This is a genomic window from Azospirillum ramasamyi, assembly GCF_003233655.1.
Lineage (GTDB): Bacteria > Pseudomonadota > Alphaproteobacteria > Azospirillales > Azospirillaceae > Azospirillum > Azospirillum ramasamyi.
The window spans coordinates 450,755-463,724 of the sequence record NZ_CP029830.1; the positions used below are offsets into that span (position 1 = coordinate 450,755).

A 12,970-nucleotide genomic window follows, 5' to 3' on the forward strand; every position below is an offset into this window, starting at 1 on the left:
GGATTCGCCTGACCGATCTGTTTCGGCCGCGCCGCCCTTCAGGCCAGGACCGCCGCAAACCTCACGCTGTCATCATTACATGGTCGCAACAGAAGCGGCGGCGAGCAATTTGTACCGATTTGTAGCACGCTGCGACGGCCTGCCGCAGTTGGGAGCGAAGCGTCTGCGAAGCCGAACCTTGACCGCGGACGGTTATCCTTTGCCGAAGCCCTGACGCAGTGTGGCGGGAAACCGGCCGCCCAGCGAGATGGAGCGCGGAAGCCTCCAAGGGCCGGCGGAAATTCCCGGACGGCCGACGCCCCTTGCGCTTTGCGCGGCGACGCGACAGTTTGGGCCCAGGTTCAGAGCGCCGGATTTCAGGCCGCAATCCAGGGGAGAGCAGAGGGTGAGCAACATCGGCATCGTGCTCGGACGGTTCCACCGCAAGGAGGGGGAAGAGATGCTGGACGAGGCGCGCGCGGTCGCCGCCCGCCGGGGTCTCGGCATCGTCGCGGAGGTTTGGGTTCCCGGCTCGATGGAAAAGCCGCTGGCGATCAAGCGCCTGCTGATGCGCGACGACATCGCCGGCGCGGTGGCGCTGGGCATCATCGAGCGGGGCGAGACCGAGCACGGCAACGTCATGGGCCATGCGGTGATCCGCAGCCTGATCGACCTGCAGCTTCAGTTCATGAAGCCGGTCGGCGTCGGCATCCTCGGTCCGGGCATCAACCCGTCGCAGATCCCGCCGCGCATCCGGCCCTACGCCGCCGCCGCGGTGAACGCCTGCGCCGACCTGATCGAGCAGGGCTGACGTCCTCGCGGTCCGGCGGGGCTCCACCGGTGCCGCTGGTGCCGCAGGTGCGCCGCCCCGCCGGACTGCGGGAAGGGCGCAGGCCCGGTCACTGCACCCCCAGAAGCTCGCCGAGCGCATGGCTGAGCTGGCGCGGGGTAACCGGCTTGTGGATGATGCCCAGCCCATGGGCGGCGGCGTCGCGTTCGCATTCGGGGCCGGTCTCGCCGGTCAGGATCAGTCCGGGGATCGCCGGGCTCCCCGCCTCGTCGAACAGCGCGCGGATTCCGGCGACGGCATCCGTCCCGAAGCGGCCCTCGCGCAGGCGGTAGTCGGCCACCACCAGATCGGGGCGGCGGCGGCGGCGGCGCAGCGCCTCCACCGCCTTTTCGGCGGAACCGGCGACCAGCACATCATAGTTCCATTCGCGGAAGATCGTTTCCAGCCCCAGCAGCACGATGGCGTCATCATCCACCACCACGGCGAAGCGGCCATGGCCGGTGGTCGCCGCCTCCGCCGGGGTGAGCGGACGCTCGACGTTGCGGCCGGGCGGCAGGACGATGGTGAAGCTTGTCCCCTTCCCCGGCTTCGACTGCACGTCCACGGGATGGTTCAGCAGTTCCGACAGACGACGGACGATGGCGAGGCCGAGGCCGAGGCCGCGGTTGCGGTCGCGTTCCGGGTTGCCGACCTGATGGAATTCCTCCCAGATGCGTTCCAGATGGTCGGGCGGGATGCCGATGCCGGTGTCGCGCACCTCGATCAGCAGCTTCCCGCCGGCTTCCCGGCATTCGATGTCGATCCGGCCCTCCTCGGTGTAGCGCACCGCGTTCTCCACCAGATTGCGCACCATGCGGGTCAGCAGCGTGCGGTCGGTGCGGGCGGAGGCGTTGCAGGACCGGACGTGAAGCTCCAGCCCCTTGGCCGCGGCGACCGGCCGGTAGGAGGCGGCGATGTGCTCGAACAGCGGGACCAGGGGCACATTCTCGATGTTCGGCTGAACCACGCCGGCATCGAGCCGCGACATGTCCAGCAGGCTGTCGAGCAACTCCTTCAGCGCGTCCAGCCCGCGGCCGAGATGCATCAGCGCGTTGGCGCCCTGGCTGCCCTGCACATGGGGCTTCAGCACGTCGACGAACAGCAGCAGCGCCTGCAGCGGCTGGCGCAGGTCGTGGCTGGCGGCGGCCAGGAACTTGCCCTTGGCCTGGTCGGCCGCCTCGGCCGTCTCCTTCGCCTCCATCAACGCCTGCCGCGCCTGCAGGCGGGCACTGATGTCGCGGTAATAGACCGACAGCCCGTCCGCGCTGGGATACATGCTGATCTCGGCCCAGTCGCCGAGGATGGGCGACTTCGCCTCGATGGTCCGTTCGCGCCCTTCGCGCAGCACCTGCTTCTGCGTCTCGAACACCTCGCTGCCCAGCACCTGGGGAAAGACCTCCCAGATGCAACGCCCCAGCAGGGTGTCCCGCGACACGCCCCACAGCTTTTCCGCCTTGCGGTTGATGTAGGTGAAGCGCCAGTCGTGATCGACGGCATAGAAAGCGTCGCTTATGCTTTCCAGGATCATGACCGTCCGCTCGTGCGAGGCGCGCGCCTCGTCCTCCGCGCGCTTGCGCGTGGTGATGTCGCGGGTGAAGCAGCCCACCCCCTCCGCCGTCGGCAGGATGCGAATCTCCAGCCACCGCGTGGTGTCCTCACCGTCCAGGCGCCTTTCGATGCTGGTCGGCACCCGCTCCGTCATCGTCTTGCGGCACATCTCCTCGATGTCGGAGCCGGCGAGATGGGGCCAGATCTCCCACAGTCGGCGGCCGCGCATCGCCGACAGGGGCTTGCGGTCGAGCTGCTCGGCCCGCCGGTTCTGGTAGATCACCCGGTAATCCCGGTCTAGCGCCACCAGCGCCTCGTCGATGCTGTCCAGGATGTCGGTGGCCCGCTTGCGCGCCTCGGCGATGGCGTCCTCCACCCGCCGCTCGTCGGAGCGGTCGTACAGGATCCACAGGAAGCCCCCTTCGTCGCCCTGCAGCGGCAGAATGGTCAGCGCCCCCCAGACCATGGAACCGTCGCTGCGGCGGAAGGCGCGCTCCTCCTGGATGCGGCCCTCGGCCAGCGCCTGCCGTCCCAATTCGTCGGGCACGCCGGCCAGGACGTCCTCCGGAGGAAAGAGGAAGGCGACCGGCTGGCCTTTCGCCTCCTCCTCGGTCCAGCCCAGGATGCGGAAGGATCCGGGATTCCAGCTGGTGACGTTGCCGTCGGGCGACAGGGTCAGGATGGCATGGCCGACGGCGCTGTCCAGGATGGCGCGCAACCGCTTTTCGCTGTCGGCATGGGCGGCGCAGCTGTTTTCCAGGGCGCCGAAGGCGTTCCGGAGATCCTCGTTCAGCGCGGTGACCGTCAACAGGTCGTCGCGGCCGCTGCCGGCATTGGCGAGAGCCGCGCGCAGTTGGGCATTCTCCCGCTCCAACTCCTCCACCCGCGCCACCAGCCGCTCATCGGGGGCGGTACCCGGTTGAGCGGTCGGCTGAGGGTTCGGGGAAGCGTTCGGTTGGGCATCCGCGCCCGCTCCGCCCTCCATCCGGCTGGTCGCAGGCTCATCCGGGACAAGCTGAGGCTTGGTCATAGGTGCTCAAGAAAAAACGAAAGTCTCGGTGGACGAGAGTGCGCAAGACCGAAAGCCTCTGTAAACCCTCCAAAAGAAATAGGCCTGAAGATTTCAAAATCGATCAATTTTATCTTTGTCAATACCGCATATCTACAATCGCCGAACCATTGCCCGAGCGCCGGGATCAGGCGCTTTATTGCATCGCAAAACCAACCTTAGCGTGCGACCCAGCGGCGAAGACAGAGGTTGGACCGCGAAGGCGGGTCGGGCGGCGCCGAAGGCGATGAACTGGTCGAGATGCAGGCCGCGCATAGCTGCCGCCATGCTTATAGTGCCGATCAAATCAATAAATTTGCCTTTTTCATGGCGGTCCGCGACGGTGTGGCCATGACGACCACCGCCCTCTCTTCGCCGGCCCCTTCCTCCACATGGCTCGTGCTGCTGTGCGCCAGCCGCTTCGCCACGTCGCTGTCCTTCATGGTCTATGCCGGCGCGCTCGTGCCGGCGATGCAGGCCTGGAGCATGTCGGCGGGAGAGGCCGGGTCGATCCAGACCGCCTTCAACATCGGCTATGCCCTGTCGCTGGTGGGATCCTCCTGGTTCGCCGACAGCCTGGGCGCCAAGCGGGTCTTCCTGTGGGCGAGCTGGGCGACGGCACTGACCGGCCTCGCCTTCGCGGTCTTCGCCCGCTCGGCGGAAAGCGGCCTGCTGCTGTTCGCCCTGTTGGGCCTGACGCAGGGCGGAACCTATGCCCCCTCCATCATGCTGGTGGCGCAGGGCGTGCCGACGGAGCGGCGCGGGGCGGCGGTCGGCTGGCTGCTGGGGGCCGGGTCGCTCGGCTATTTCGCCTCCATCGCTCTCGCCGCCGGGCTGGCGGAGCGGTTCGGCTACGAGGCCGCCTTCATCGCCTGCGGGCTGGGGCCGCTGCTGGCGGCGCTGCTCGCCACGCCGGGCCTGCGCGGACGGGCCAATCTGGTCGCCGGCGGCAGCGCGCGACGGCTGCGCGGCGCCTTCCGCTTCCTGGCCGACCGCCGGTCGTTCCTGCTGACCGCCGGCTACACCGCCCATTGCTGGGAACTGCTGGGCATGTGGGCCTGGCTTCCAGCCTTCCTGACGGCCAGCCTCGCCGAGTCCGGCGGAGCCGGCATGCGCGGGCTGTGGATCGCCGCGGCCATCCATCTCTCGGGCTTCCTGTCGTCGCTGTTGATGGGGCGGGCTTCGGACCGGCTGGGCCGGCGGACCGTTCTGGTGGCGATGGCGCTGCTGGGTGCGGCCTGTTCCTTCTCCATCGGCTGGATGGACGGGTTGCCGCTGATCCTGGTGCTGGCGGTGGCCGCCCTCTATGGCTTCTCGGCGCTGGGCGACTCCCCCGTGCTGTCCACGGCGATGACGGAATCGGTCGAGCCCGGCAGCCTGGGGGCGGCGCTGGCCGTGCGCTCCATCCTGGGCTTCGGCGCCGGCGGCGCGGCGCCGTTGGCGGTCGGGCTGGTGCTGGACCAGGCCGGCGGCATGGGCGCCCAGATGGACGGCTCGCCCTGGGGCTGGGGTTTCGCGCTTCTCGGCGTCGGCGGCGCCTTGGCGACCATCTGCGCCCTTCTTCTTCCCGCCGACCGTCCTCAACGGAGTTGATTTCCATGCCTGCCATCACCGTGCGGGCGTCCACCGACGCCGACATCCCCGCCATCGCCGCGATCTATGCCCGCCATGTCCTGCACGGCACCGCGTCGTTCGAGGAGGTTCCGCCGGACGAGGCGGAGATGGCGCGCCGCCGCGCCGACATCCTGGCCCGCGGCCTGCCCTATCTGGTGGCGGAATGCGAGGGGCGGCTCGCCGGCTACGCCTATGCCGGTCTCTACCGCACGCGCAGCGCCTACCGCTTCACGCTGGAGAATTCCGTCTACGTCGCCGACGGCATGGGCCGGCGCGGCATCGGCCGGGCGCTGCTGGAGCCGTTGATCGGGCTCTGCGAGGCGGCCGGGTACCGCCGGATGATCGCGGTGATCGGCGACAGCGCCAACCACGGCTCCATCGGCCTGCATGCCGCCTGCGGCTTCCGTCCGGTCGGGGTGCTGCCAGCGGTCGGCTTCAAGTTCGGCCGCTGGCTGGACAGCGTCCTGATGGAACGCCCGCTGGGCGAGGGGAGCAACGGCTGAGCCTCCTCCTTGCACAGAGACGCTGTCTTGAAGGTGTTTGTATCGCGCTGACGGCGGCGGACCCATTCGCCCATGGCCTGCTGGATCGTCCAGTTCTTTGCCGGGCTGGCCTTCTGCGGCTGGGAGCGTGCTTCCGCTTCCGTCACTTCCGCGCAGCACCAGCCGCGCGAGGTAGCTGTGCTCGGCCGTCTCAGCCGCCGGCACCGGCAGGCCGACGGTGACGGCGCGCTCGAGCACCGCGCGGGCGGCGTCGAGACGGTTGTGCCGGACAGCGTCCTCTATGATGGCGACGGCGTCGAGTTCGGCCTGGACCCGTCGGGCGATCTCCTCCGGCCCCCGCTCTCCGCCCAGGGCACGCGCCACCTCCGCCCGTTCCAGCCCGCCGAGCAGGATCGGTTGGAGGAGGGCGCAGAGCGCGCTGGTGTCGATGGTGCCGGCCTGCATGACCTCGCCCAGGAGCCTGAGCACGGCATCAACGACGACGCTGAGACGCCGCCCTCGCTGCCGTGCGAGGCCGGGCATATTGGTCCGCAGGGAGAGGCGTATCTCCCGACCGACGAATTTTTTGAAGAATTTTCCGGGGCGCCGACATCCCCGACCGCAGCCCCACAGGCCGGCAGGATCCGGCGCCACCAGTAGACGGATCCGCGGCGGTAGAGATGGCCCCCAAGCGACATCCCCGGCACTCCCCCGTAAAGGGCGCCGAACCGCCGTTGGCAGAGGCTGATGGCACAGTTGGGGGACAAGCCTGCTGGCCTCGCCCTAAGTGCCTGACGTGCAAGGATTTCTAGGAGAGGTTGGTTGGGGGACTAGGATTCGAACCTAGGCTGGCGGAGTCAGAGTCCGCTGTCCTACCGCTAGACGATCCCCCAGACCGTCACCGGGAAAATCAGGCGGCTTGAACCGACCTGGCCCGGCTTCGTGCACTTTCCAGATAACCGCATCATTGCTGATGTGGGGCAGGGTTTTGCAGCGTTCGGGCAGCGGCGTCAAGCCTCGGATTTCGATGTGCCGCTGTTCGGGACCGAAGGCGTCTGCGGCGGGCTTGCGCTGGCTATGCCGCCAAGGAAGCGGGACTGGCGCCGGAGGCAGTCCCAGCCGCCAAGAAGTAACGGACCGCTCAGAAAGGCATCCGCTGTCGGGGCCGCCTCTATCGAGACTGCCCTTCCCAGTCTGGCGCCACCGACGCCCCTCTTGGAACTGGCAGGCCACCCTTCGCCACCCCGATCAATGGGGATGCCTCAAGCTGTTCCCGTCCTTTGCGCGTAGGGTTGTCGAAGGGAAAATTCGCCGCCATCGAGCGCTATCTCGATCGCGCGCTCCCTATCGGCCTTGAGCCGGAGGACATCGTCAATGACGTCGAGATCCGGCACCCGGCCGCGCGACCGCTCCTCTGCGGTGAGGAGGACGATGCTATCGTGGCTGTCCTCAAGGGCTCTCCTCGGGAGGCCAGTCCGTCGACTTGGCCCCCCGGTGCCATTGCCGCGTGAGAGTGGCTGGGCAGGTGGCTTTCTCCTAGCCCCGGGTGGGAACAAACCCCTCGATGGCTTGGGCTACGACTTCATCGAGTTCGTCCTGGAGCTCGATTACGTCGTCGCGGAAGATATCGCGGCGGCAAGACACCTCGATGAGGTGTTCGCCGCTGCCACTGCCCTCGTCGGCGATGCCCACGTTGTAGTTGAAGATGTCCACCCCGAGGCTGTTCTCGCCGTTCGCCCAGGTACCGACAGCCCTCTCGACGGCATCTACGATGCCTTCGATGCCCTCATCGTCATCAAGGCCAGCTTCGCTCCGGAGGGATCTGGCAGACAGGACGACTTTGGCCTTCAGGTCGGCTTCGAGCGCGTCCATCCGCTTCGCCTCGAATGACTCAGAGCCCTCGACATCTTCGAAGACCGGGACGCGGGCGAGCTCCAGGTCGTGGATTTCCGGACAGATGAGGACGTAGACCTCCGCGTCCTGCCATTCCATATGGTCGAAGTCGCCACGGAAGGCATCGTCACGCAAACCCTCAGCCGCCCCCTCCAACAGGTCGTCGATGCCACCGCTCAGGTCGAGGGTATCCCAGTCCAACTCCTCGGCTTGGCCATCGGCAACCAGGACATTGGCCGATTTCCGGGTCTTGCGGGTCCGGCCGTCCCGGATGTAGGAGGCAACGGCTGCTACGGCCCCGTCGATTGAATATCCGTAGTCGTCATATCCGTAGCAGTAGCCGAACCGGTCGATGATGGCGAACGTATCCACCCCGCACCCTTCGTACCCGGTGATGATTCCCGCCACGACGCCGTTGGCCCTCACCCATACGAGATTGTAGGGCGCATCCACCGCGACCGCCTTGATGTCGTGGGCCGCCAGGGCAGCCACAATCGCATCAATTTTACTCGGCTCTGCCAGTTGACCGATCGCTTCCATCTTGAATTACCCGCTGTTAGTTTCCTATTTCGATCCTTTCTGACAAAACTTACTAAGTAATTTACGGGACAAACCGGGACATTTACTATCGGACTCTGCGCAAACTCCATGAGATTTTGTGAAGGCGCGCTTTTATATGCTTGCATATGCGCCCCTGCGCGTGTATCTTCGTGACTGTCACCGTTTCGGGTAGCGCCGAGACGGTTCGTGCGCTCCCCGCCCGCGGAAACCCCGCGGTGGCACCAGATTCACGTGCTAGCGGGCGTCCCAACAGGGACGGAAGTCGGCCAGGCCGCCATGCCTGGCCCGTCGTTGAGCAGGGTAGGACGGACGCGGGTCCGTCGCGGCCAACGCACGGTACTCAGTACGCGAGGCTCCGGTGGCAGGGGTCCTGGCTTCACGCCAGTAGACCGTCCCCAGCTACCCAAGGAGCCCACCAGATGAAATCAGATGCAGAAGTCCCCCTGCCCGCCTGCCAAGCTGGAGTCCAGCGACCGGCCGCGCATACCGGCGGGCCGATGATCCCGGGTGCCATTCCTGAGGAGGCCGTGGCGGCGCTGTTCGGCTTCACCGTAAAGACGCTGCGCGAGAAACGCCGCAAGGGCGACGGGCCGCCCTACATCCGGCTCTCGAGGTCGACCACGATCTACCTCGCCGACGACGTCCGGGCGTACCTCACCTCCCGCCGTGTCGGCATCAGCCTCGGCAAGCAGGAGGGCTGACCGATGCCGACCATCCTCCACTCCCGCCCGATGCCCGGCAGCCAGAAGGTCCTCGTCGTGGAGACCAAGCCGCCAGCCATCTGTCGCCGGTACGAGCCCCGGCGGCTGGACATCGTGCTCACGAATGCCGGGCGCTACACGCGCATCAACGGCCGGAGCGTCATCCGCTGCCTCATGCGCGAGACCTTCGTCGATGTCCGCTCGAAGTCGGCCCACGCCTTCTACGAGCACGCCATCGTCACGTTCACCAGGGCCGCCGAGACCTTCGCGATGGAGATGACGGAGAACCCGCGACTGCCGCTGGCGGGCGCCCCGGCTGGCTCCCACGAACTCACCATCGACGACATCGACGCAATGGGCCTCGGCCGCCGGAGCGCACCATGAAGAAGACCAGCAACGACAACCTCACCATCATCACCGACGAGCTCTTCTTCCACCCGCTCGGAAAGGGCCACGTCATCCAGGGCTACCTGTTCCGGCGCGCCAGTACAGGCGGCTGGTGGGGAATCGTTCCCGCCGGGCACTGGCTCTGGGAAGTCCAGCGCTGGCGCGACGAAGGTGGCCTGGGCCCGATCGCTCGCGGCACCGCTCCAACGATGGCGGAGGCGGCCGCTGCGGCCGAAGCCACCGCGGTCGCGGAGATGCGAAAGACCCGGCGAGGTGCAGCATGAGCGCCCGTTCGCCGCAGGTCGCCTGGAAGATCTGGCTGGACTTCAAGCGCCTCCATCTGCCCCTCAATGGCCTGACCGCCGTGGATCTGGCCAAGGCGTTCACCTTCGCCGCCGAGCGCGGGTGGGCACGCGGCGCCCTGAACGCGCCGGTGTCGTCGGATGAGCCGAACGGGAACGACGTCCTCAGAACGAGCACGCTGTTCGGCGACCTGCTGCGCACCTTCCCGACTGGCCTCACGCGCGCCGAGGCAGCTGAGGTCCGCGCGGCGATCGCTTTGGCCCCGCCCTCCTGGCGGGCCAAGGCCGAACACAGCAACCTGATGATCAACCTGCCCCGCGGAGGTGCAGCATGAAGCTCCGCTACGACACCATACCCAGCGTCCCCGTCTTCCGCTGGCACGGAGGGTACGATACCCGGCACATCCCGAAGGGGGCCGGGTTCGATTACAACCCGAGTTCCCGGACCTGGTCGACGAGGCTGGCCAGCAAGGCCCGCCTGCTGGCGGAATACGCCGACGAGGCGACGCTCGAGCAGATTGAGCGCACCGCGCTGGCGCAGGAGGCGGCGGCCCGGGCGGCCGAGATGGCGGCTGCGGCGACGATCGCCGCATCCAGGGCGGTCGATGCCAATGTCGAGATCCCCGTGCCGCCGGGTCTGGCCTACCTGCCCTACCAGCGAGCCGGGATAGCCTACGCGATGCAGCGCAAGGACGTGCTGATCGCGGACCAGATGGGACTCGGCAAGACGATCCAGGCGATCGGCGTCATCAACTCCGAACTCGGTGCCGAGCCCCGCCTCCGTGTGCTCATCGTCGCGCCCAAGATCGCGCTGACCAACTGGTGCCGTGAACTCGCGAAGTGGCTGGTGCGGCCGCTGACCATCGGCATCGCGACCACAAAGGCATGGCCGGAGACGGACGTCGTCGTAGTCAACTACGACATCCTCTCGAAGCTCGGCGATCGCCTCCGGGTGGTGCAATGGGACATCGCCGTCTTCGACGAGGCACACGCGCTCAAGGACGGCAAGGCGGCCCGAACAAAGGCGGCGCTCGGCGCAACAGGGCAACCGCCAATCCCAGCGCGCCGGAGGCTGTTCTTGACCGGCACCCCAATCCTGAACCGCCCGATCGAACTCTACCCGATGCTGCACGCGATGGGCGTGCGCGAGGCCAGCAACTTCTACAAGTTCGCGGCACGCTACTGCGACGGGCGCAACACCAAGTTCGGGTTCGACGCCAGCGGGGCCAGCAACCTCGACGAATTGCAGTCCGTCATGCGCAAGTCGGTGATGGTGCGTCGGCTGAAGGCGGACGTGCTGACCGAACTGCCGGAGAAGCGGATCTCGGTCGTTGAGATCCCCTGCGACAACCCCGGTCTCAGCCGGGCTGTCGCCGCGGAGAAGCGGGCCCTCGACACCGCTGAACGTGAGACAGGGCGCCTGAAGGCGGCTGTCGAGGCCGCGAAGGCAGGAGGCAACGACGCGGCATACCGTGCCGCAGTTGCCAACCTCCGCGCGGGGCGGAGCGCGGCCTTCCAGGAGATGTCGCGCCTGCGCCACCAGACTGCCGTGGCCAAGGTCCCGCAGGTCGTCGAGCACCTCCTCGGCGTGCTCGGGTCGGCGACCGACGCCGTCCTCGTGTTCGCGCACCACTCAGACGTGATCGCGGGGATCGTAGACGGGCTCCATGAGGCTGGACACGAGGCCGCCGTCATCACCGGCGACACCTCGGACAAGGACCGGCAGGACGCGCAGGACGACATCCAGCTGGGCCGCAAACGCATCTTCGTCGGCAGCATGCGAGCCTGCGGCGTCGCCATTACGCTGACAGCGGCGTCGACCGTCGTCTTCGCGGAGCAGGACTGGACGCCGGGCATCATGCAGCAGGCCGAGGACCGAGCGCACCGGATCGGGCAGCGCAATGCCGTCCTTGTCCAGCACCTCGTGCTCGATGGGAGCTTCGACGCCACCATGGCCAAGACCGTCGCGGCTAAGGGCGGGGTGATCGAGGAAGCCTTGGATGTGGAAGCTGAACCCGGCGATGCGCCTGAGATGTCCCTCGCCGTCTGAGCGGATCGAATGCCGCCGTTCGAACAGAACGGCGGCCTACCAACGGAGAAAGATCATGACGACATACCGCTACGATGACTGCGACGGCAGCCCAGCCCTTTCGGCCGCGGCCGCAAGTTCCTCGACGGAGGTGAGCCCGGCCTGACGGACGGCTTCCTCGATCCCGAGGTGGCCGGAGCACAGCCCGTTCCACGCCTCGTGGAGTTCGAGGAGCCATTCCTCGCTCGGCTGTTCCACCGGTGGCCTGGGCAGCGGCACGCCAAGGGCGCCGCCAGGCCCCGTTGGATCGACCTCGGGGTTGGCCGGTTCGAACAGCGCGAGCCGCCCCCGGATTGCCGCCAGGGTCACCGGCGTGTAGCCCCAGCTGTCGACGCCGACATCCAAGGATCCCCGGCATCCAGATAGGCGCCCGTGCGAGTGACCGAACAAATGTAGCGCGCCGTACCTCATCGCATTCCACACGCGCATCCCGTAATGAAAAAGGATGATCCGTTGCTTCTCCACGGAGATCTCGCGGTAATGGGCCGCCTGCGACGACCAGGCGAGCGCGATGGTGGCGCCGCTGTCGTGGTTGCCGATGATCAGGTGCTTGTGGCCATTCAGGCGCCTGAAGATGCTGGCCATCCGTCTCGGGTCACACCGGACCGCGAAGTCGCCGAGGTGGAAGACGTCGTCCTTCGGGCCGACGACCGCGTTCCAGTTCGCGATCATGGCTTCGTCCATCTCGTCGGCATCAGCAAACGGACGGTTGCAGAAGCGAATTACGTTCGTGTGGCCGAAATGAGTATCGGCCGTAAAATAGGTCTGCGGCATCTTGGAATTCCGGGTCGGTGAGCAAGGCTTCAGGCCGCCGCCCCGGTACGGGTCGGACGACCTCAGGGCGCGTGTAGCGCGTCGCGTATGTCGTCTATTCGGTTCATCTCGCCCCCCTGCCCGGCCTGCTCGCCGGTATGCGCCCGCGGATATTGCCAAGCCCGGCGGTCGGAGCCCAGCGGATTTTTCATCGGCACACCTCGGTACCTGAGCGGAGCACAGCAGGCGCCGGTCTGGTGGCACGACGGCTTGTTGATCCGGTGACCTCAACATGTCGTCGTACCGGCGCATCGGCGTGTCGGCGCACCGGCGACCTTTGAGCAGGCGATGTCTCGGCCGTCCCGCGGTCGAAGGGCGAACGTCGGCGGCGCCACAGCGACCGGCGCTTGTGCGATGCCCTCGCCCGGGGCATGCCGGGAGGATGGCTTGCCGAAGGGGAGGATGCACTTGGCGACCGGCATGGCAAGGCAGGTCGATGTCGTCCGTCAGGCCGAGGCGCTCCGCCAGATCGCGAGATGGCGCGCCATCGGAGTGGCAATCCCGGTGCCGCTGCTCGAGCGCCTCGGAGACGAGGATCTGGCCGTCTTCCTGAGGTGTCTGAACACGCGACAGGCAGCCACGCTCGCCGAGACACCAATCCAGCATGTCGTCGCCTTCCTGCTGACCGGGAGGTCGCTGGCGGGTGTGCCCGGCCTGAACGGCCGCATAGGTAGGAAGGCGTCCCGTGATGGCCTGCGCCGCCGCGGATGACAGGGTCCACCCC

Annotated in this window: 13 protein-coding genes and 1 tRNA gene; 10 read left to right on the forward strand and 4 right to left on the reverse strand. The window is 67.3% G+C overall.

The window, feature by feature from the left end; genetic code table 11:
• Nucleotides 1-385 precede the first annotated feature (385 nt).
• Complete coding sequence (locus DM194_RS14555) at nucleotides 386-790, forward strand: 6,7-dimethyl-8-ribityllumazine synthase (protein ID WP_111068295.1); 405 nt, start codon at nucleotides 386-388, stop codon at nucleotides 788-790.
• Nucleotides 791-878: 88 nt separating this feature from the next.
• Here DM194_RS14555 and DM194_RS14560 read toward each other — a convergent pair whose 3' ends face one another.
• The gene (locus DM194_RS14560; protein WP_246024408.1) at nucleotides 879-3,386 is read right to left on the reverse strand and encodes a PAS domain-containing protein; all 2,508 of its coding nucleotides are present in this window, start codon (nucleotides 3,384-3,386) and stop codon (nucleotides 879-881) included.
• Between the two features lie 369 nt (nucleotides 3,387-3,755).
• Between DM194_RS14560 and DM194_RS14565 the strand changes: the two genes are divergently transcribed.
• The 3 genes from DM194_RS14565 (at nucleotide 3,756) to DM194_RS14575 (ending at nucleotide 6,160) form a co-directional block, all read left to right on the forward strand.
• On the forward strand, nucleotides 3,756-4,997 hold the full coding sequence (locus tag DM194_RS14565; RefSeq protein WP_111068686.1) for an MFS transporter: 1,242 nt from the start codon (nucleotides 3,756-3,758) through the stop codon (nucleotides 4,995-4,997).
• Nucleotides 4,998-5,002: 5 nt separating this feature from the next.
• Nucleotides 5,003-5,521, forward strand: a complete 519-nt coding sequence (locus tag DM194_RS14570; protein ID WP_425457292.1) for a GNAT family N-acetyltransferase — start codon at nucleotides 5,003-5,005, stop codon at nucleotides 5,519-5,521.
• 72 nt (nucleotides 5,522-5,593) lie between these two features.
• Nucleotides 5,594-6,160: a hypothetical protein gene (locus tag DM194_RS14575; RefSeq protein WP_111068298.1), complete on the forward strand. Its 567-nt coding sequence runs from the start codon at nucleotides 5,594-5,596 to the stop codon at nucleotides 6,158-6,160.
• 159 nt (nucleotides 6,161-6,319) lie between these two features.
• Here the strand turns inward: DM194_RS14575 and DM194_RS14580 are convergent.
• Nucleotides 6,320-6,393: transfer RNA gene (locus DM194_RS14580), tRNA-Gln, on the reverse strand.
• Between the two features lie 643 nt (nucleotides 6,394-7,036).
• Entirely contained in the window at nucleotides 7,037-7,933 is an 897-nt protein-coding gene (locus DM194_RS14590) for a hypothetical protein (protein ID WP_111068300.1), read from the reverse strand.
• A 440-nt stretch (nucleotides 7,934-8,373) separates the two neighbouring features.
• On the opposite strand from DM194_RS14590, the gene DM194_RS14595 reads away from it, so the two are divergent.
• The 5 genes from DM194_RS14595 to DM194_RS14615 are packed head-to-tail and all read left to right on the forward strand — an operon-like array spanning nucleotide 8,374 to nucleotide 11,394.
• The gene (locus DM194_RS14595) at nucleotides 8,374-8,655 is read left to right on the forward strand and encodes a helix-turn-helix transcriptional regulator (RefSeq protein WP_162630046.1); all 282 of its coding nucleotides are present in this window, start codon (nucleotides 8,374-8,376) and stop codon (nucleotides 8,653-8,655) included.
• Nucleotides 8,656-8,658: 3 nt separating this feature from the next.
• Nucleotides 8,659-9,039, forward strand: coding sequence for a hypothetical protein (locus tag DM194_RS14600; RefSeq protein WP_111068302.1), 381 nt, complete (start codon nucleotides 8,659-8,661; stop codon nucleotides 9,037-9,039).
• Nucleotides 9,036-9,326 (forward strand): hypothetical protein, encoded by a 291-nt coding sequence (locus DM194_RS14605; RefSeq protein ID WP_111068303.1) that lies wholly within the window; start codon nucleotides 9,036-9,038, stop codon nucleotides 9,324-9,326. The genes DM194_RS14600 and DM194_RS14605 overlap by 4 nt, the downstream gene beginning before the upstream one ends.
• The gene (locus DM194_RS14610) at nucleotides 9,323-9,679 is read left to right on the forward strand and encodes a hypothetical protein (protein ID WP_111068304.1); all 357 of its coding nucleotides are present in this window, start codon (nucleotides 9,323-9,325) and stop codon (nucleotides 9,677-9,679) included. The genes DM194_RS14605 and DM194_RS14610 overlap by 4 nt, the downstream gene beginning before the upstream one ends.
• Nucleotides 9,676-11,394 carry a DEAD/DEAH box helicase gene (locus DM194_RS14615; RefSeq protein ID WP_111068305.1) on the forward strand — a complete coding sequence of 573 codons (1,719 nt, stop codon included), beginning with the start codon at nucleotides 9,676-9,678 and terminating at the stop codon, nucleotides 11,392-11,394. Before DM194_RS14610 ends, DM194_RS14615 begins: the two co-directional genes overlap by 4 nt.
• Nucleotides 11,395-11,463: 69 nt before the next feature.
• Here the strand turns inward: DM194_RS14615 and DM194_RS28445 are convergent, their stop codons facing one another.
• A complete protein-coding gene (locus DM194_RS28445; RefSeq protein WP_176581429.1) occupies nucleotides 11,464-12,207 on the reverse strand; it encodes a metallophosphoesterase family protein in 744 nt (247 codons plus the stop codon).
• 441 nt (nucleotides 12,208-12,648) lie between these two features.
• Here DM194_RS28445 and DM194_RS14625 point away from each other — a divergent pair, with 441 nt between their 5' ends.
• The gene (locus DM194_RS14625) at nucleotides 12,649-12,957 is read left to right on the forward strand and encodes a hypothetical protein (RefSeq protein WP_111068306.1); all 309 of its coding nucleotides are present in this window, start codon (nucleotides 12,649-12,651) and stop codon (nucleotides 12,955-12,957) included.
• Nucleotides 12,958-12,970: the final 13 nt, after the last annotated feature.